Annotated in this window: 14 protein-coding genes; 4 read left to right on the plus strand and 10 right to left on the minus strand. The window is 66.7% G+C overall.

The annotated features are described in order from the left end of the window. Positions 1–28: 28 nt before the first annotated feature. The 6 genes from B5D13_RS03600 to B5D13_RS03625 all read right to left on the minus strand — a co-directional run bounded on the left by B5D13_RS03600 (position 29) and on the right by B5D13_RS03625 (position 8,158). On the minus strand, positions 29–1,636 hold the full coding sequence (locus B5D13_RS03600; protein ID WP_078686966.1) for a glycoside hydrolase family 140 protein: 1,608 nt from the start codon (positions 1,634–1,636) through the stop codon (positions 29–31). Between the two features lie 116 nt (positions 1,637–1,752). Then, complete coding sequence (locus B5D13_RS03605) at positions 1,753–3,180, minus strand: PTS transporter subunit EIIC (RefSeq protein WP_078686967.1); 1,428 nt, start codon at positions 3,178–3,180, stop codon at positions 1,753–1,755. Positions 3,181–3,452: 272 nt separating this feature from the next. Next, positions 3,453–4,958, minus strand: a complete 1,506-nt coding sequence (locus B5D13_RS03610) for an FGGY-family carbohydrate kinase (protein ID WP_078686968.1) — start codon at positions 4,956–4,958, stop codon at positions 3,453–3,455. 1 nt (position 4,959) lies between these two features. Next, a complete protein-coding gene (locus B5D13_RS03615) occupies positions 4,960–5,907 on the minus strand; it encodes a transketolase family protein (RefSeq protein WP_078686969.1) in 948 nt (315 codons plus the stop codon). Continuing rightward, positions 5,900–6,739 carry a transketolase gene (locus tag B5D13_RS03620; RefSeq protein WP_078686970.1) on the minus strand — a complete coding sequence of 280 codons (840 nt, stop codon included), beginning with the start codon at positions 6,737–6,739 and terminating at the stop codon, positions 5,900–5,902. The genes B5D13_RS03615 and B5D13_RS03620 overlap by 8 nt, the downstream gene beginning before the upstream one ends. A 3-nt stretch (positions 6,740–6,742) precedes the next feature. Then, positions 6,743–8,158 (minus strand): L-fucose/L-arabinose isomerase family protein, encoded by a 1,416-nt coding sequence (locus B5D13_RS03625; RefSeq protein WP_078686971.1) that lies wholly within the window; start codon positions 8,156–8,158, stop codon positions 6,743–6,745. Positions 8,159–8,364: 206 nt separating this feature from the next. Between B5D13_RS03625 and B5D13_RS03630 the strand changes: the two genes are divergently transcribed. The 3 genes from B5D13_RS03630 to B5D13_RS03640 are packed head-to-tail and all read left to right on the plus strand — an operon-like array spanning position 8,365 to position 11,423. After that, positions 8,365–9,390, plus strand: a complete 1,026-nt coding sequence (locus tag B5D13_RS03630) for a LacI family DNA-binding transcriptional regulator (protein ID WP_078686972.1) — start codon at positions 8,365–8,367, stop codon at positions 9,388–9,390. Positions 9,391–9,445: 55 nt separating this feature from the next. After that, on the plus strand, positions 9,446–9,964 hold the full coding sequence (locus tag B5D13_RS03635) for a PTS sugar transporter subunit IIA (protein WP_078686973.1): 519 nt from the start codon (positions 9,446–9,448) through the stop codon (positions 9,962–9,964). A 22-nt stretch (positions 9,965–9,986) separates the two neighbouring features. Further along, positions 9,987–11,423 (plus strand): glycoside hydrolase family 1 protein, encoded by a 1,437-nt coding sequence (locus B5D13_RS03640; RefSeq protein ID WP_078686974.1) that lies wholly within the window; start codon positions 9,987–9,989, stop codon positions 11,421–11,423. Between the two features lie 205 nt (positions 11,424–11,628). Here B5D13_RS03640 and B5D13_RS03645 read toward each other — a convergent pair whose 3' ends face one another. Beyond that, on the minus strand, positions 11,629–12,954 hold the full coding sequence (locus B5D13_RS03645; RefSeq protein ID WP_078686975.1) for a carboxylesterase family protein: 1,326 nt from the start codon (positions 12,952–12,954) through the stop codon (positions 11,629–11,631). A 254-nt stretch (positions 12,955–13,208) separates the two neighbouring features. On the opposite strand from B5D13_RS03645, the gene B5D13_RS03650 reads away from it, so the two are divergent. Further along, entirely contained in the window at positions 13,209–14,174 is a 966-nt protein-coding gene (locus tag B5D13_RS03650; protein WP_078686976.1) for a 3'-5' exonuclease, read from the plus strand. Positions 14,175–14,176: 2 nt separating this feature from the next. Here the strand turns inward: B5D13_RS03650 and B5D13_RS03655 are convergent, their stop codons facing one another. The 3 genes from B5D13_RS03655 to B5D13_RS03665 all read right to left on the minus strand — a co-directional run bounded on the left by B5D13_RS03655 (position 14,177) and on the right by B5D13_RS03665 (position 18,527). Beyond that, a complete protein-coding gene (locus B5D13_RS03655) occupies positions 14,177–15,409 on the minus strand; it encodes a glycoside hydrolase family 3 protein (protein ID WP_078686977.1) in 1,233 nt (410 codons plus the stop codon). Positions 15,410–15,480: 71 nt separating this feature from the next. After that, complete coding sequence (gene htpG, locus B5D13_RS03660) at positions 15,481–17,460, minus strand: molecular chaperone HtpG (RefSeq protein WP_078686978.1); 1,980 nt, start codon at positions 17,458–17,460, stop codon at positions 15,481–15,483. A 194-nt stretch (positions 17,461–17,654) separates the two neighbouring features. Next, a complete protein-coding gene (locus B5D13_RS03665; protein ID WP_159443984.1) occupies positions 17,655–18,527 on the minus strand; it encodes an exonuclease domain-containing protein in 873 nt (290 codons plus the stop codon). Positions 18,528–18,553 lie beyond the last annotated feature (26 nt).

The following is an 18,553-nucleotide window of genomic DNA, read 5'->3' on the forward strand; positions in this document are numbered from 1 at the left end:
GTAGGCGCCCGGGGCCCACCCGCTAGCCCTATCCCCTCGCGCGGGCCACGAGCGCCCAGTCCTCCATGTCGGGCCTCTCGGGCAGCTCGAGCACGCCGTCGACCGCCTCGAGCGAGAAGGGCTCGCCGTAGCGCCCCTCGCGCGGGTCGAACCAGCGTGCCTCCCAGGCCCCCGGCTCGACGCCCTCCACAGACAGACGCTTGCGCACGTTCGACGCATAGTAGGCCACCACCTCTCGGCCGTCGGGGGCGACCGTCACCAGGGGACGGTGCCTGCCCAGAAGCGCCGACCCACCGGAGCCGTAGGGCCGCATCCGCCACCAGCCCACGTCCTCGCACAGGCGCCGCAGATGACCCATCTGCTCGGCGCCCGGCGCGTCGATCGCCTCGTCCCAGGTCACGCCAAAGCGATTGAAGACCTGCGCCACCATGCGGGCCATGGGGTCGGCGGGCAGGCCCTTCTCCCAGGCGTTGTCCCAGATGCCCTGCGCCCCGTAGGTGTAGCCGGCGCAGCCGCACTGGATCGCCATGTACGCCACGCGGCGCACCATGGCCGCGTCGACCTTGCGCGGCCCCATCTCCTCGAGCGACGAGCACAGCTCGTAGAGGGCCTCGCCCTCCACCAGCGGCTTGCCCTCATGGCGCGCCAGCCACGCGCGGTAGTCGCCCTCGGCCACCACGTAGTCGCCGTGGCCTGCCTGGTTGAGCGCGAAGTCGAACCACGGCTCGTCGAAGTAGTAGTCGGCAAAGGGGCGCTCGTTGGTGTAGTGCGCGGTGGCGAGCTGCCCGTAGCCGTCGCGGCGCTCGATCTCGAGGGCGACCTCGCGCCACCCCGCGATCAGCTCGTCGCGCGCGGCGTCGTCGTAGCCGGCCACCTCGCCGGCGAGAGTCCACACCACGGGAAGCGCCCCGTAGCGCGCGACCACGTAGCGCGCCAGCTCGCACATGTTGTCCACGGTCGTGAGGCCGCGCCCCAGGTTGAACCCCCACGCGATGCCGAGCGCGTTCACGAGGCCGGCGTCGGCCACGTAGGCCATGCGCCGGTCGAGCTCGTCCGCAAAGAACTCCACGTTGGGCACCGGGCCGCGCGCCCCGTCGAGCTCCCGCCAGAAGCGCCCCTCGCCGGCCAGGTCCGCGCGCAGGTTGGTCTGGTACACGGTGAAGCCCTGCGCCACGCGCCGGTCCACCATGCCGCGAAACTGGCTCGCCATGCCCGGATGGCTCGACTCGTCCCAGCGCTCGCCCCACGCGAACTCCCAATGGGTGTCGCCCAGCCAGAAGAACGGCGTCCCGTCCGCGTGCTCGAAGTGGCGACCGCCGGCGCCCACGCGCAGGAACCCATGGCGAAAGACGCCCAGCTCACCCTCGTACGCCGCCGAGAAGAGCCTGCCCTCGCGCCCACGCAGGCCCGAGTCCGCGGGCGCCTCGACCTCCCAGCGCCAGATGCCGTCGGCGGTGGGCGCGAAGCTCACGCGATAGGTTGCCCCGCCGTCCCAGTAGGCCTCTCGCACGACGCGCGCGCCGCCCTCGTGCTCGAAGGTCACGCTGATGCGGCAGTCCCTCACGGGGTCGGGGTAGGCGTGCGCGGCCTCGAGGTCGATGGTCGTCGCGCGCCAGGTCACGGCTCTCTGGCACATGGGTGGCTCCTCTCGTCGATGTGATAGAGAAAAAGGGGCGGTCGAGGTCTCCCCCGGCCGCCCATGCAGTGTAGGCACTGCTGGATGCATGTCCAAGCCGCTTGACGTGGCAGGAACTACTTGTTGTCGAGCTCGGCGAGCTCCTCCTTGCTGAAGCCGAAGAGGAAGGTGACGATCGTCGAGACGATCATGGCCACGACCATGCCGATGATGGCGTTGATGGTGTTGCCCATGCCGCCCTGCATGTAGCCGAGGAAGATCAGGAAGTTGGTCGCCATGGCGCCCGGGTAGAGGGTGACGCCGAGGACGTAGGAGACCAGCGCGCCGGCGGCGCCGCCGCAGATCATGCCGAGCATGGTGCGACGGAAGCGGAGCACGGTGCCGAAGAGCGCGGGCTCGGTGACGCCGCCCACCAGGGCGGAGACGACGTAGCCGGCAGCCATGCCCTTCTCCTGCTTGTTGCGGATGCGCAGGAAGGCGCCGAGCGCGCAGCCCCAGACGGCGGTCATGGCGCAGTTGGTGGAGACGAAGAGGAACGGGTCGTAGCCGACCTGGAGGATCTGGACCTGGGCGAGCATGATGACGGGCATGTGCATGCCGGCCACAACGAACAGCTGCCAGAAGGCGCCGAGGAGGGCCATGGCGATGCCGGTGCCGAAGAGGCCGAGGCTCTGAAGGCCGAAGAGGAGCTGCGCGATGCCCTGGCCGAGGAGGTTACCGAGCGGCGCGAGCACGACGAGCATGATGGGGACGACGATGATCATCGTGAAGAACGGCGCGAAGAGCGTGGAGAGGACGTCGGGGACGTGCTTCCTCATAAACATCTCGACCACGGCGAGCACCGGGATCGTGAGGATGATCGGCAGGACGCTCTGCGAGTAGTTGGCCGCGGCGATCTGGATGCCATAGACGCTGATCTGGGCACCGTCGGCGGCTGCAGACACGATCGAGGGCGCCACGAGGATGCCGCCGCAGAGCATGCCGAGAAGCGGGCTGCACTTGAGCTTCTTGGCGGCGCAGTAGCCGAGGTAGATCGGCAGGAAGTAGAAGCCGGCCTCGTAGAGCGTCGTATTGAAGAACGTGTAGGTGGGGTCGGTGTCGGAGACGAGGTGGAAGACCTCCGGCCCGAGCAGGACGGCGAAGGTGCGGAAGAGGCCCGCGGCCATGACGACCGGGATCAGCTGCACCATGGAGCCCGATAGGTAGTCGAGGATCGCGTTGCCGACCTTGGCGGGCGTCAGCTTCTCCTTGGGCAGATCCTCGTCGAGGTTCTCGTCGATAGAGCCCGCGCCCGAGACGCCCAGGGCGACGATCGCGTCGTAGACCTTGGGCACGTTCTGGCCGATGATGACCTGAAGCTGCTCGCCGGCCCAGTTGATGCCCAGGACGCCGGTGATCTTCTTGATCGAGTCGCCGTCGACCTTCTCCTTGTCGGAGATCGTGAGGCGCAGTCGAGTCATACAGTGGGTCGCAGACGCGATGTTCTGGTCGCCACCGACGAACTCGAGCACCTCCTTGGCGATCTTCTCGTTATCCACTGCCATGCCTTCCTCCTTGTTGTCCAGAACACTTATATACGAATCTGTCTTGTGGTGCCTCTCAAGGCGTCATGCCCGGTGCCTTGTCTTGCTGAGAAGAGAATAGAATCGTCACATTTGGAAAACCGTGCGATGGGGGTTTAATAAATCCTTAAGTCCCGTCTAGTTTCGAGTCCTTCTCCGGATGCCGGAACACCGCTCACGAGCAGGCATTCCGACACGCTTGCGTCCACGCGGGCGCCCACGCGGCGGTTTAGTCGCGTAAAGCGCGGCCATCGCTAGGCGCGAGACGACCGAACCCGCGAGAGCGCGTCGTGCCAGCCGTCCAGGCGCCGGGAGCGCTCCGCGTCGCCCATCTCGCGCGAGTAGGACCCGTGCGAGACGCGCTTGTAGATCGCGTTGCCCTCGTACAGGCCGCACGAGAGGCCGGCCACGTAGGCGGCGCCTGCCGCGGAGAGCTCCTCCAGGCTCGACGTGACGACCGTAAGGTCCGCGGCGTCCGCCTGCAGCTGCATGAGGTAGCGGTTCCTGGTGACGCCGCCGTCAGCCCGAAGCTCCCCTATCGCAAGCCCCGAGTCCTCGCGCAACGCCTCGATGACGTCGGCGATCTGGTACGGGATGCACTCGGCGCAGGCCTTGACCATCTCGGCGCGTCCCGTGGTGCGCGTGACGCCCGTTAGCATGCCGGTGGCGTCAGCGTCCCACCAGGGTGCGCCGAGGCCCGTGAACGCCGGCACGAAGTACGCGCGGTCGTCCGGGTTGGCGCGCGCGATGACGCCCTCGACCTCGCCCGGGTCCGAGATGAGCTCCATGTCGTCCTTCAGCCAGCTGATCACGGCTCCCGTGTAGTTGAGGTTCCCCTCGAGCACGTAGGAGCGCGTACCGCCGACCTCCCAGGCGATCGAGGAGACCAGCCCGTGCGAGCTCTCGCGCGGGCTCTCCCCCACCTGCATCATGACCGACGAGCCGGTGCCGTAGGTCGCCTTGAGGTCGCCGGGCGCGAGGCAGTTCTGCGCCGCGAGCGCGGCCTGCGAGTCGCCCAGGATGCCGCAGACGGGCACGGCCTGTGAGAAGAGCCCGCCCATGGTCGTGTGGCCGAACACGGAATCCGAGGGCCTGACCTCGGGCAGGCAGTCGATGGGCACACCGAACAGGTCGCAGAGCTCCTGGCTCCAACGGGCGTCCCCCAGGTCGAGCAGCTGCGTGCGACAGGCGTTCGAGGGCTCCGTCGCGAAGGCGTGCTCCTCGGTGAGCTTGAACGTGAGCCACGAGTCGATGGTGCCCAGGCAGAGCGTGCCGCGCTCGAGTGACGCGGCGACCTTGGGCTCGTTTTCAAGGAGCCAGGCGAGCTTGGGTGCCGAGAAGTACGGCGAGAGCGCGAGCCCGGAGAGCTCCCTCACGCGCTCGGCCATGCCGGCGTGCCGTGCGGCGAGCTCCTCCAAAAGGCCCTTGGCGCGGCCGCACTGCCAGACGACTGCGTCGGCAAGAGGCTCGCGCGTCTCGCGGTCCCAGGCGAGGCAGGTCTCGCGCTGGTTGGAGATGCCCACGGCGACGACCTCGCCCGAGACCACCCCAGCACGCTTGCACGCGTCGCGGGCGACCGCGAGCACGTTGGTCATGATCTCCTCGCCATCATGGCTGACCCAGCCCTGCTCGTTCACAATCTGGGTGTGCGGACGTGCGCACTTCTCGACCGCGTTTCCCTCGGCGTCGAAGAGGACGGCCTTAGTGCCCTGCGTGGACTGGTCGATCGCGAGGACGAGGGAGCGCTTGGCGGTGCCCATGCTAGTCGACCGCCTTCTGGAGCAGCTCGAGCGCGGAGGCGGCGATGCCGTCGGCGTCGAGGCCGTAGTGTGCGAAGACCTCCTTGGAGGTGCCCGTCACGACCGGGGCGTCCGGGAGCGCGAGATTCCTCACGAGGCGGGGGCAGGACTCGCCCACGATCTGGGCGACCTGGGAGCCGAGGCCGCCGAAGGGGCTGTGCTCCTCGACCGTGAGGACGACCTTGCAGCGGGCGGCCGCGTCGCGCACGGCGTCCGCGTCGATAGGCTTGACGCAGTACATGTCGAGCACCGTGGCGGAGACGCCCTTGTCCTCGAGGGACTTGGCGGCCGCGAGCGCCGGGGCGACCATCTCGCCGCAGGCGATGATGGCGACGTCGTCGCCCTCGGCGAGGGTGGTCGCCTTGCCCATCTCGAAGGGGCAGCCGTCGGCCGCGTAGACATCCTCGACGGGGTTGCGGCCCACGCGGACGTAGGCGGGCTTCTCGTCGGCAAGGAGTGCGTCGATGAGGCACGCGGTCTGGAAGCGGTCGCTCGGCAGGTAGACGCGCATGTTGGGGATCGCGCTCATGGCGGCGATGTCCTGCGCGGAGTGGTGGCTCATGCCGAGGGCGCCGTAGGAGACGCCGCCGGAGATGCCGATGAGGGTGACGTTGGTGTCGGAGTAGGCGCAGTCGACCTTGGCCTGCTCATAGGAGCGGGTGGTGACGAAGGAGGCGGGGCTGGCCGCGAAAACCTTCTTGCCGCACGAGGCGAGGCCGGCGGCGATGCCCACGAGGTCCTGCTCGGCGATGCCAACCTCGACGGACTGCTCGGGGAAGGTCTCGAAGAAGGGCGTGAGCGACGCCGAGCCGCGCGAGTCGGAGCAGAGGACGACGATGTCGCGGTCGAACTGTGCCCTCTCGAGCAGGACGTCGCAGATCGCCTTGCGGTTTGCGATGGTGTTAGGCATTGCGCTCAGCCTCCTTGTGGGCCGCGAAGTCGGCCGAGATCTGCTTGTACTCCTCGTCGTTGGGGAGGTGGTGGTGCCAGGACGCCTTGTTCTCCATGAGGGAGGAGCCGAGGCCCTTGGTGGTGTTGAGGATGATGACCGTGGGCTTGCCCGAGGTCTGCTCGGCGAGGGTCAGCGCGGAGTCGATGGCGCGGACGTCGTTGCCGGGGATGGAGATGACGTTCCAGCCGAAGGCGGCCCAGCGCTCCTCCTGCGAGTCCTGCGCCATGACGTCCTCGGTGCCGCCGGAGATCTGCAGGCGGTTGCGGTCGACGAGGGCGCAGAGGTTGTCGAGCTTGTAGTTGGCCGCGCTCATCGCGCCCTCCCAAACGGAGCCCTCGGCGAGCTCGCCGTCGCCCATGATGGCGTAGGTGCGGTAGCTCCTGGAGTCCATGCGGGCGGCGAGCGCCATGCCCACCGCGACGGGGAGGCCGTGGCCGAGCGAGCCGGAGTTCATCTCGATGCCGGCGAGCTTGTTGTTGGGGTGGCCGATGTAGGGGCTGCCGAACTTGGAGAAGCGGTCGCGCACGTCCTCGTAGTCGAGGAAGCCCTGCTCGCAGAGGACCGCGTAGTAGGCCTCCATGGCGTGGCCCTTCGACAGCACGAAGCGGTCGCGGTCGGGGTCGTCGACCTTCTCGGGGGACACGTTGAGGTGGTTCTTGTACAGGACCATCAGCGCGTCGATGACGGACATGTCGCCTCCGATGTGGCCGCCGCCACCCGCCATAATGATGTCGACGCAGCGCTGGCGAAGGTCCCAGCGCAGGGACTCGAGCTCCTCAATGCTAGTCATTCTCTACTCTCCCCTCAGGTATGCCTTGACGTCTTCCTCGATCGGGTCGTAGAGGTCGGGCTGGATGCCCAGGTACTTGCAGGCCTCGTACAGCACGGGGACGACGCTGGCGTGGATTGCCGCGCAGTGGTGGATGTAGGGCCCCTCGACGACCTTGGCCTCGAGGCGCTTGATGTTGTCGACCTTGATCCAGAGGTAGGTGCCCATTCCCTTGGGACCCTCGATGCCCTCGGCGCCTCCGAGCAGGAGCGAGTAGTCGCCGTTGTCGCCGTCGAAGCGGGCGATGGTGACGTCGCCGTGCTTGGCCTCGGCCGAGACCGCGCCGTTGTGGTCGAAGGCCAGGGGCACGCAGATCTTGGGTCGCTGGCAGGCGACGCTGCAGGGCCACGGCCCGCAGTGCTGGAGCAGCTCGCCGTTGGGCTCGTCCGGGTGACGGATGGTCCAGTCGGCGAACATGGCGCGCTTCTCGCCCATCGTCGCGGCCTCGACCATGAGGGTCGTGATGGCGCCGTGGACGTCGGTCTCGCAGATGATCGGCGTACCCTCCTCGTTGAGGATGGAGTTGGCGGCGCAGGGCATAATGCCGAGCTCGCTCTGGAGCTCGTTCCAGCACTGGATGACGCCGGCGGTGCAGTGGTACTTCTTGAGCATACGGCGGATGGAGACGGCCATGGCGGCGACGGTCTTGACCTGCTCGCGGGTGCAGTCGATGTCGTAGCGCTCCTCGATCCAGGCGAGCTGGCGCTCGACGTCGGAGGTGCCGTCACCGGAGGCCTCGGCCTTCGCGTCGGCGACGCCGCGCGTCAGCTCGGGCAGCGGCACGGGGACGCACTCGATGTTGAAGCGCTCGAGCAGCTCGCCCTCGTTGAACATGGTGGAGTAGAACTCGTAGGGCCTGGGGCCGATCTGCAGGATGCGGGCTGCGCGTAAGGTCTTGACGACGTTGCAGACCGCGATGAAGTCGCGCAGGCCGCGCTCGAAGACGGGGTCGTCGACGCGGCAGTTGGTCATGTAGGTGAAGGGCACCTGGAAGCGGCGCAGGACCTTGCCGGTCGCGAACAGGCCGCACTGGGTGTCGCGCAGGCGGGTGCCGTCGGGCTCGGGGCGCTCGTCGAGCGGGCCCCAGAGCAGGACCGGCTTGCCGAGGTCCTTGGCGAGGCGTGCGCAGATGAACTCGGTGCCGAAGTTGCAGTGCGGCAGGAAGAGGCCGTCGACGCCCGCGGCGCGGAACTTCTCGAGCGCCTTGACGCGGTCGTCCTCGTCGAAGAGGAGGCCCTCCTCGTTGATGTCGTCGATGTCGACGAACTCGATGCCGAGCTCGACGAGCTTGTCGGCGATGATCTTGCGGTACTTGCGCGCGTCGGGCGCCGAGAAGATGCTGCGGCGCGTGGGCGCATAGCCGATCTTGATGGTGTCCATCCCTCTCTCCTAACTAAACTTTCCGACCTGCGATTCCGTTCGTTTAACGGCTGTTCGCAGACTTTGTTTTGCCTGTCTACGTTGCGTTTCCGATAATAGGAAGAGAGCAGGGCCCGACCGTCGCCAATCGGATTTACTAAATCTTTCGAACTAAATCGAACGGCGTTTTACAGTCGGGCTAGAACACGAGGGAAAGGATTGGGCTCATGAAGGTGACGGCACGCGACGTGGCACGCGAGGCAGGGGTCTCCCCCGCCACCGTCTCGCTCGTCTTCAGGAACAAGCCCGGCGTCGGGCGCGAGACCCGCAACCGAGTCATGAAGTGCGCACAGCGCCTTGGGTTCGAGTACGACGCACCCGACCAGATGCGCTCGACGAGCACGATTCTCTTGATCGTTTACAAGCGCCACGGCGAGGTCGTCGGCGACACGCCGTTCTTCGAGACGCTCATCAAGGGCGTCTCAGACGCGACCTACAAGCACGGCTACCACCGCCTCTCGGTCTCGTACTTCTACGCGCACGAGAACGAGCGGGAGCAGATCAAGGCGCTGCGTTCGGTCAAGTGCGCGGGCATCATCCTACTCGCCACCGAGGCCCTGGCGCCCGACATCTCCCAGTTCGAGCGTCTGGGGGTGCCCGTCGTCCTTCTCGACAGCTGGTTCCCGACCAAGCGCCTCGACTCCGTCGTCATCGACAACACGCGCGCGGCCTGGGAGGCCGTCCGCTACCTCTCCGCCCGCGGCCACCGCTCGATCGGCTACCTGCACGCAGGCGTCTCGATCCGCAACTTCCTCGAGCGCCAGGAGGGCTTCTACTCCGCCGTGCGCTCGATGGAGGTCGAGGACAACGCGCCCATGCACGTGGTACGCGTCGGCGCGAGCACCGAGAGCGCCTACGACGGCATGAACGCCTACCTCGACACCAACCCCGAGCTCTGCACGGCCTACTTCGCCGACAACGACATCATCGCGGTCGGCTGCATGCGCGCCCTGCAGGAGCACGGCATCCGCATCCCCGAGGACGTCTCGATCATCGGCTTCGACGACACCATCCACTGCACCATGGTCACCCCGCACCTCTCGACCATGGGCGTGTCGAAGGAGGCCATGGGCGAGCTCGCCGTGAAGCGCCTGGTTGACCGCATCAAGGGCGACATGCTGGGCGAGGTCATCCGCGTCGCGGTGCTGCCGACCATCGTCGAGCGCGAGAGCGTCTGCACCCTAGCCGAGTAACCACCGGGGCCGCGCTGCGCCCGGCGAAGCATACGAGAGAAGGAGACAGGAGAACATGGGATTCATCAGCAACCTGCTTGAGCGCAGCAAGGCCCCCGAGCGCCCGGCCGCGCTCGACGTCGAGCCCGGCGAGAACATCGTGCTCGCGCCCGTCAGCGGCCGCGTCGAGGGAGTCGAGACGCTGCCCGACCCGGTGTTCGCGGGCGAGGTCATGGGGCGCACTCTGGCCATCTGGCCGAGCGAGGGCAGGCTCTTCTCGCCCGTTTCGGGCACCGTGGTGAGCGCCATGCCGCACGCCGTGGGCATCGCGGGCGACGACGGCGTCGAGGTCCTCATCCACGTGGGCATCGACACCGTCGAGATGGCCGGCGACGGCTTCACTCTGTTCGCGGGCAAGGGCGACCACGTGCGCGCCGGCGAGCCCCTCATGTGCTTCGACCGCGAGAAGATCCAGGCGGCCGGCCACCACGACGTCATCATGACGATCGTGACCAACTCCGACGAGTACCCCGAGGCCGCCGTAGTCGCCACCGACACCGTGACGGCGGGCTCCGCGGGCATCAAGACCAAGTAGACGGACGAAAGGGACACGACAGATGGGATTTCCCAAGGGATTCTATTGGGGCGGCGCGACGGCCGCCAACCAGTACGAGGGCGCATGGAACGTGGACGGCAAGGGCGACAGCCTGCCCGACCACATGAGGGGCGGCAGCTTCGAGACGCCGCGCCAAATCGACGCCACACTTGACGCCGGTGCGCTCTACCCGAGCCACGAGGCCACCGACTTCTACCACCACTATGAGGAGGACATCGCGCTCTTCGCCGAGATGGGCTGGAACATCTTCCGCATGTCGATCAACTGGACGCGCATCTTCCCGACCGGCGAGGAGACCGAGCCCAACGAGGAGGGCCTCGCGTTCTACGAGCGCGTGTTCGACTGCTGCCTCGCGCACGGCATCACGCCGCTCGTGACCATCTCGCACTACGAGCTGCCCTACCACCTCGTCGAGAAGTACAACGGCTGGGCGAGCAGCGAGCTCATCGACCTCTACTTCCGCTATGGCAAGTCCCTTCTCGACCGCTTCAGTGGCAAGGTCAAGCACTGGCTGACGTTCAACGAGATCAACGTGGCGGGCGCACCCTTCGGCGCGGCGCTGTCGCTGGGCACCGTGCAGGGCTACACCGGCACGATGGCCGACCTGCCCAATGACATCAACCTGCGCATGAACGCCCTGCACAACCAGCTGGTGGCATCGGCGAAGCTCGTCAAGTACGCCCACGAGGCGCACCCCGGCACCATGATGGGCAACATGGACTGCTTCATCCTGAGCTACCCCGAGACTTGCGACCCCGCCGACCAGTGGGCCAACCTCGAGGGCATGCGCTACTTCAACTGGTACTCCTCCGACGTCCAGGCGCGTGGCGCGTACCCCTCGTGGGCGAGGCGCATGTGGGCCGAGCGCGGCATCGAGATCGAGATGCAGCCCGGCGACGAGGAGCTGCTGCGCGAGGGCACGATCGACTTCTACACGCTCTCGTACTACATGAGCAACGTCGTGGGCACGCACGGCACGCTTGAGGAGTCGGCCGGCAACATGACCCAGGGCGGCAAGAACCCGTACCTCGAGAGCTCCGAGTGGGGCTGGCAGATCGACCCGACGGGCCTGCGCATCGCCCTCAACGAGATCTGGGACCGCTACCAGCTGCCGATCATGGTGGTCGAGAACGGCTTCGGCGCGAAGGACGAGGTCGAGGCCGACGGCTCGATCCACGACGACTACCGCATCAGCTACCTGCGCAAGCACGTGGCCGCCATGCGCGAGGCCGTCGACGACGGCGTGGGGCTCATCGGCTACACCTGGTGGGGCCCGATCGACGTCGTGAGCGCCGGCACCGGCGAGATGCGCAAGCGCTACGGCTTCATCTACGTCGACAAGCACGACGACGGCACGGGCACGCTGGCCCGCAGCCGCAAGGACAGCTTCTTCTACTACCAGAAGGTCATCGCGAGCAACGGCGAGGACCTGGACTAGCGCTGCCGAGAAGAGCATGCGCCCTTGCTGGGGGCCGGCCCGCGTGGTTGGCCCCCTTTTCATATGACGGCGCGGTGCGGGGCACGGCGGCACGCTCCTCTCGCCCGGTCGACATAGGAGTCGGCGGCGCCACCGGGAGGAAGGTGACGCCGCCAAGGAGTGGAGGGCGATGTTGCGAGCGCGGTCGCGCCAGGGGCCGGGGTCGCTACTGCGACTTTCGCTGGAGGCCGCACCACTGCCAGACGGTGACGGGGCGGCCGTCGACCATGACGCGCGAGCCGTCGAGGTCGGTCTTGGGGTAGTCGTCGTAGAGCGGGACCCAGACCATGTGTCCCATGTGGCGCAGGTGGCAGCCGTCGTCGTCGGTGTAGCGGCCGGAGAGGTCCTCGACGTGGTCGTAGTAGGTGAGGTGGACGTCAGTCGCGCCGGCGGCCTTGAGGCGGTGGTAGATGGGAAGGGCCGTCTGCGTGGGATCGACGATCTCGTCGTCGTCGCTGTGGACGAACCAGATGTGCTGGCCCTTGAGGCGGTCGAGGTACTCGTCGGTGACGTTGCGGCTGTAGAACGGCGAGCACGCGGGCACGGCCGCGGCGTAGAAGTCCGGGTAGTCGATGATCTGGCGCATGGTCATGAAGCCGCCGTTGGAGTCGCCGCCGACGTAGATGCGGTCGGGGTCGATGTCGTGCGAGGCCACCACCGCGTCGACGCAGGCCTTGACCGCCTTGGTGTAGATGGAAACGTTCGTCTGGGCGATGGGCGTCACGCCGTCGTCCATCCAGTACGTGGGACAGGTCGGCGCCAGCACGTAGGCGGCCCCGCCCATGACGTCCTGCACGTGCTCGGACGAGAGGCCCGTGACCTTGTTGCCGCAGATGGTGACGAACGGGTCGTCGCCACCCTCCCCCGCGCCGTGAAGCCACACGATGAGCGGGAGCTTCTGGGGAAGCGGCTCCTTGGCGCCGAAGGGCGAGGCCGTGCGACGCGCGTTGACCTTCTGCACGTCGGGCGAGAAGAGCGCGTAGTGCATGTCGATGCCGTCGAAGGTGCCGAAGCCGGTGGTATCCCAGCCTTCGAGCTCGGGGAAGATGTCGCCCGCGCACTCGTCGAACACGAGACCGACGACCTTCTCGCCGGGCTCGCTTCCCGGCAGGGCCTTGAGCTGCGTGATGCGGTAGTTGGCAATCCTGCGCTTGGTGCCCATCACGTTGCCGTCGAAGCGCTTGGAGAGGCGCTCCTCGATCAGGTCGAAGGCCACGTGCGAACCCCTGTCCGCGGGCCTTCCCGCCTCGTCGCACACGTAGGCGGCCTCGACGGTGGGATATCCCTTGGAGGGTCGGGCCACCGGGTCGCCGTGATGCTCCCTCGAGAGGGCGACCTCGCCGGTCTCGGGGTCGATGCGCTCCACGTAGACCCCGAAGCTCGCGTCGTCGACGTCGTTCGCGCCGACCTCGACGGGCAGGTCGACGATGACCTTCCTGATCCACGCACCCATGTCTCCCGCAACGCTCAGCGTCTTGTATGTCGCGCCCATGCATGCCTCCGTATCCGCGCGCCTTGGCGGCGCCCGCTCGATGTGACCCTTTAGGAACAGCCCCTACACTACGGGAAGGAAAGCCCTTCTCAAGCGTCTGCTTAAGTTAAGACTGCATTTTAGTAAACGTCGTAGTGACACGTGCGGGATGTTCGGCGCAGTATCGCGTGCGCGGGGTGCGAGCCACCGGAAGTGCCCTAAACTGTTGTCCCTAAGACAACACCGGCCTTACGGCCGCACACGATAGGACCAGCATGAACCTCGCACAGGCACTCGAACACGCAAACGCCCTCGCCTTCCCCGGCTTCCTCATGGATGACGGCGCGCTCACCGACGAGCGCAGGAAGAACGAAGAGGCCATCACCGCGCTTCTGGACGCCTGGTGGAGCGCGCCAGCGGGACAGGAGCCCTTCTCGTTCGGCATCATCCAGAACCTCGCAGACCAGAACCGCATCATCTGCGACAAGTACGGCGCCAGCCGCCTGCGTGACACCAACGGCTCGAACCTCGCCCGCAAGCTCTCCGACGAGGACCTCATCCGCTCCGTGGCGACCATGCAGCACCGCAGCATGGATGAGGTCGCCGCGACCGCTGGCCCCATGGTGCAAGACCTCGGCATCGCCTACACCGAGGCGCCCGTCTCGGGAACCATCATGGGCATCGACATCGAGACCACCGACCGCTACCCCGACCGCGGCTACATCATCAACCTGGGCATGGAGTTCATGGACCTCACCCCCAAGGCAAAGCCGCACGACGGCCACACGGCCTACTTCGGCATTCCCGCCCAGTACGAGCAGGAGGGCGTGCCCCTGTCCGACATCCACCAGATCACCTGGTCGGACCTCAAGGGCAAGCGGCCCTTCCGCGAGGCCAAGCGCGAGCAGGAGGCGCTTCTCACCGCGTTCAAGGCGTTCCCCATCATGGCGCACAACGCCGCGTTCGAGGACTCCTGGCTCTGCATGCACCTCAACGGCTACGCAGAGGCGCGCAAGTCCGGCCAGATCGTGATTATCGACTCACGTGACATCTGCCGCCGCTGCGACCCCGAGTACAAGACCCTGCCTCACGACTCCCGACCGGCGGCGCTCGAGAGCTGGGCCAAGAGGCGCGGCGTCCTGGGAGCCGACGAGGCCGAGCGCCACTTGGGCCTTGACGACGTCGACCTCATGTTCAAGACGGTACAGGCCGAGTTCAAGGAGAGGAACATGTTCCTCTAGGGTCAGGCATCCTCCGATACCAGAGAGAACCGCAGCTTGAGGGCGATTATGCGGCGCACGGACTCGTCCAGGCGCTCCTGCGAGAGCTCGCCCGAGTCAAGAGCGTCGAGCACGCCCCGGTAGGCCTCGTCGAAGTCGACAGGGGTCAGGATGAGGTCACATCCCGCCGCCAGCGCGGCTACGCCCTGGCAGTCCTTCCTGACCCACGTCGCAACGGCACCCATGTCGAGCGAGTCGGTAATGACGACGCCCTCGTATCCCATCTGGGACCTCAGGAGGCCCTGCACCATGACCGAAGAGAGCGATGCGGGCGTCTTGTCCCCCACGACCGCGGGACAACTGAGGTGGCCCACCATCACCATGGGAACGTCGCTCTCGATGGCGGCGGCGAACGGCCTCAGCTCGAGCGCCTTGAGCTCGTCGAGGTCCTTGCCCAAGGAGATCATCTGCTCGTGAGAGTCGCCCTGGGCGTTGCCAATGCCGGGAAAGTGCTTGGCGCAGCAGCAGATGCCACCCTCGCAGAAGGCCTCGATCTGCGCCGAGGCCATCGCCGACACCACGTCCGGGTCCGACCCGAAGGAGCGTAGCGCCATGCTCGAGTTCGCCGGGTCACTCACCACGTCACACACCGGGGCGAAGTCGACCCCGAAGCCGTAGCCGCCCAGGTAGGCGGCAATCGTGGCCGCCGCGTCGCGCGCGCGGGCGGGATCTCCCGTCTGCCCGACGTCGCTCATGTTGCCGACGTTGGCGATGTCGAAGGCCGGGTTCGAGGCAACGCGTGAGACCGTGCCTCCCTCCTCGTCCACGGCAACGAGCGGCACCAGACCGGCGGCAGCCTCGCGCCCCAGGGACTTGAGGCGCGCGACCAGCTCCTCGGTCTGTGCGGGATCGACAAGGTTCGAGGCCGAGAGAATCAGGCCTCCCACGGGATGGGCGCCCAGTGCCTCGCGCGTCGCGTCGCCGGCGGAGGTCTGCGTGCCCACGCCCGTGAGCGCCTCGGGATGGACCACGAACAGCTGCGCGACCTTCTGCTCGCGCGAGAGAGAAGAGAGGAGCCGCCCGACCTTCTGGTCGAGAGGCTCCCCCACCTCGCCGCCCTCACGGGCGTCCTCGGCGTCATTCGCATTCTGTCCGCAGGCGCTCAGACCGCAGGTCGCGGCCGTGGACGCAGCAAGCGCGGATGCCGCCACGAAGCTCCTGCGGGATAGTGACCATGACGTGGCGCTGTACTGCATGACCTGCCTCCTGACGGACGCGGCGGCCCGTCCGGCCGCCACGACCACCAGTCTAGCAAACGATCTTCGCCCTACATGAGCTCGCTGACCTCGCGCGCGAACTCGACGGGGTCGTCAATCGGCATGCCCTCGACCAGCAGCGCCTGGTTGTAGAGGATGTCGCCGTAGAGCTTGAGGCGGTTCTCGTCGCCCGCGTCCTTGGCGGCGACGAGCTTGCCGAAGACGGGGTGAGCGGCGTTGAGCTCGAGCACGCGCTGGGCCTTGGGAGCCTTGCCGGCATCGGGACCCTGCTCGAGGACGCGCTCCATCTCGAGCGAGACGGGGCCCTCGGACGAGATGCGGGCGGGCGCGTCGCCCAGCTGGGCGGCAACCTTGACGCTGGAGACCTTGTCGCCCAGGTCCTTGGCCATCTGCTCGAAGAGGTCCTTGTTCTTCTCGCTGGCCTCCTCGGCCTCCTTCTTCTCCTCGTCGGTCGCGAGGTCGAGGTCCGCGGCGCTCACGTTGGCGAACTCGACGTCACGGGCGTCGGTGCCCTTGTTCTCGGAGTCGCCGGCGACGGCGTCCACGTGGTAGCTGCGCATGAACTGGAACATGAACTCGTCCACGTCCTGTGTGCACAGCAGGACGTCGTAGCCGTGGTCGAGCGCGGTCTTGACGATGGGCATCTTCGAGAGGCGCTCGCGGTCGTCGCCGGCGGCGTAGTAGACCTTGTCCTGGCCGTCTGCCATGGCGGCGGCGTACTCCTTGAGCGTCACCATCTTCTGCTTGCGCGCGGACCAGAAGAGAAGCAGGTCGGCAAGGTCAGACGCCTTCGAGCCGTAGCTGCTGTAGATGCCGAACTTGAGGCCGCGACCGAAGTTGTCAAAGAACTTCTCGTATGCCTCGCGGTCGTTGTCGCGCATGGACTCGAGCTCGGAGTGGATCTTCTTCTCGACGCGACGGGCGATGGCACGCAGCTGGGAGTTCTGCTGCAGGGTCTCGCGGCTGATGTTGAGGGTCACGTCGGGGCTGTCAACGATGCCGCGGACGAAGTTGTAGTAGTCGGGCAGGAGGTCTGCGCACCTCTCCTGGATCAGGACGTTGGAGGTGTAGAGCGCCAGGCCCTTCTCGTAGTCCTTGCTGTAGAGGTCGAACGGGGCCTCGGACGGGATGAAGAGCAGCGCGTCATAGCTCAGCGCGCCCTCGGCGTGGAACGAGACCGTGCGCGCGGGGTCGCTCCACTCGTGGAAGGTCGACTTGTAGAACTCGTTGTAGTCCTTCTGCTCGACGTCGGAGGAGCGCTTCTTCCAGATCGGGGTCATCGAGTTGATGGTCTCGAGTTCCTCGTAGCTCTCGTACTGGGGCTTGTAGTCGTCGCCGGCATCCTCGGGCTTGGGCAGCTCGCGGGACTTCTGGACCATCATCTGGACCGGGTAGCGCACGTAGTTGGAGTACTGCTTGACCAGCTCGCGGAGCTTCCACTCGCTCAGGTACTGGTCGGTGTCGTCCTCGTCGGTCGACGGACGCAGATACAGGGTGATGACGGTGCCGTGGGCACCCTCGCCGGAGAGGTCCTCGGGCAGCTGGTCGGCAGCAACCTCCTCGATGGTGTAGCCCTTCACGCCGTCAGACTCCCAAGCGTGGGCGACGTCCTCGCCATAGGCGCGGCTGACGACGCGCACCTTGTCGGCGACCATGAAGCTGGAGTAGAAGCCGACGCCGAACTGGCCGATGATGTCGACGTCCTCGCCCTGGTGGTCGGAGTTCTCCTCCTTGAACTGCTCAGATCCGGAGTGCGCGATGGTGCCCAGGTTCTTGTCGAGCTCGGCCTCGGTCATGCCGATGCCGTTGTCGCTCACGCTGATGGTGCGGGCGTCCTTGTCAAACGCCAGGCGCACGGCCAGCTCACCCTCAACGTTGACGTCCTTCTGGGTGAGGCTCTCGAACGAGAGCTTGTCCAGCGCGTCGGACGCGTTGGAGATGAGCTCCCTCAGGAAGATCTCCTTGTTGGTGTAGATCGAGTTGATCATGAGGTCGAGGAGCTTCTTGCTCTCGGTCTTGAACTGCTTCATGCCGCACTACTTCCCTTCAACAGCGATTCCAAGTACGCGCAGCCCCTGGCATGGGCGGCGCGAGGCGTATACGCAATGACAAATACCCCACTTGGAAAATCGTATACAGAGGAGAAGATAAAATCTATGTCACTTGCACTTAGGTCTGCAACGCGCGAGCGTCGGGCACGCGGTCGCGAGGCGCGGGCTGCGACCTAGCGCGGCAGGACGGGAGGACGACGCAGATCCTCGGGGGCAAGCCCGATCATCTTGAGGAAGGCCGCGCCGCTGACGATGGCGGTGCCGTACTGGCGCGCCTTGCGGACCTTCGCGCTCTCGCGGCCCTCGAGGTCAACCAGGAGGGTCACGCGCTTGGTCACGCCGTTGTGCAGCTTGCCGCCGTGCTCGAGGGCCAATATCTCGCAGTCGCGCTTGGGAAACTCGAAGGTGTTGCCCGTGAAGCAGAGCAGCTGCCCGTCGAGCTCGTGGGCTATGGGCTCGGCCGAGAGGTCGCGCGCGTCGACGGAGCGCGAGGCCGCGTCGCGGATGATTGCCTGGTAGCAGTCGCTGGTGGCGCGGGCGTCGGCCCACGCGCGGTGCGCCTCCTCGTTCTGGATGCCGTAGTACGCGCAGATGGCGTTGAGGTTTGAGGGCCGTCCCACGAGCCTTCGGTAGAGCACCATGGTGTCATGCGAGCCGTTCTGGGTCACGCGCGGCATGCCCAGGCGCTCGGCCGCGCGGTCCATGAACGGGTTGTCGAACGAGACGATGTTCTGCCCCACGAGAGGAAGCTCGCCCACGAAGTCCAGAAACGCCGCGTACACCTCGGCTTCCGTCGGGGCGCCCACGAGCATCTGGTCCGAGATGTGGTTGACGGCGTAGGCGCCCGGGGATACGCACATGCCCTCGGGCAGCGCCACGAAGCTCGAGAAGACCTCGTCCTCGTAGCCGTCGATCACGCGGACCGCGCCGACCTCGATGATGCGGCAGTCCGAGCCGAGCCCCGTGGTCTCGAGGTCATAGCAGACGTACGAGCGTGGAAGCGAGCGCGCGTTGACGGTCTCGTACCGTCGGATGCTGTAGGGCATGGGACTCCTCCTGTCGTCTTCTGGGC

It is taken from the genome of Olsenella sp. KH1P3, assembly GCF_900167315.1.
Classification (GTDB): domain Bacteria; phylum Actinomycetota; class Coriobacteriia; order Coriobacteriales; family Atopobiaceae; genus Olsenella_J; species Olsenella_J umbonata_A.

What these genes read in the sequence shown, in the direction of transcription:
- B5D13_RS03600 (WP_078686966.1), bottom strand. Translation starts at nt 1,636, where the DNA reads ATGTGCCAGAGAGCCGTGACCTGGCGCGCGACGACCATCGACCTCGAG.
- B5D13_RS03605 (WP_078686967.1), bottom strand. Translation starts at nt 3,180, where the DNA reads ATGGCAGTGGATAACGAGAAGATCGCCAAGGAGGTGCTCGAGTTCGTC.
- B5D13_RS03610 (WP_078686968.1), bottom strand. Translation starts at nt 4,958, where the DNA reads ATGGGCACCGCCAAGCGCTCCCTCGTCCTCGCGATCGACCAGTCCACG.
- B5D13_RS03615 (WP_078686969.1), bottom strand. Translation starts at nt 5,907, where the DNA reads ATGCCTAACACCATCGCAAACCGCAAGGCGATCTGCGACGTCCTGCTC.
- B5D13_RS03620 (WP_078686970.1), bottom strand. Translation starts at nt 6,739, where the DNA reads ATGACTAGCATTGAGGAGCTCGAGTCCCTGCGCTGGGACCTTCGCCAG.
- B5D13_RS03625 (WP_078686971.1), bottom strand. Translation starts at nt 8,158, where the DNA reads ATGGACACCATCAAGATCGGCTATGCGCCCACGCGCCGCAGCATCTTC.
- B5D13_RS03630 (WP_078686972.1), top strand. Translation starts at nt 8,365, where the DNA reads ATGAAGGTGACGGCACGCGACGTGGCACGCGAGGCAGGGGTCTCCCCC.
- B5D13_RS03635 (WP_078686973.1), top strand. Translation starts at nt 9,446, where the DNA reads ATGGGATTCATCAGCAACCTGCTTGAGCGCAGCAAGGCCCCCGAGCGC.
- B5D13_RS03640 (WP_078686974.1), top strand. Translation starts at nt 9,987, where the DNA reads ATGGGATTTCCCAAGGGATTCTATTGGGGCGGCGCGACGGCCGCCAAC.
- B5D13_RS03645 (WP_078686975.1), bottom strand. Translation starts at nt 12,954, where the DNA reads ATGGGCGCGACATACAAGACGCTGAGCGTTGCGGGAGACATGGGTGCG.
- B5D13_RS03650 (WP_078686976.1), top strand. Translation starts at nt 13,209, where the DNA reads ATGAACCTCGCACAGGCACTCGAACACGCAAACGCCCTCGCCTTCCCC.
- B5D13_RS03655 (WP_078686977.1), bottom strand. Translation starts at nt 15,409, where the DNA reads ATGCAGTACAGCGCCACGTCATGGTCACTATCCCGCAGGAGCTTCGTG.
- htpG (WP_078686978.1), bottom strand. Translation starts at nt 17,460, where the DNA reads ATGAAGCAGTTCAAGACCGAGAGCAAGAAGCTCCTCGACCTCATGATC.
- B5D13_RS03665 (WP_159443984.1), bottom strand. Translation starts at nt 18,527, where the DNA reads ATGCCCTACAGCATCCGACGGTACGAGACCGTCAACGCGCGCTCGCTT.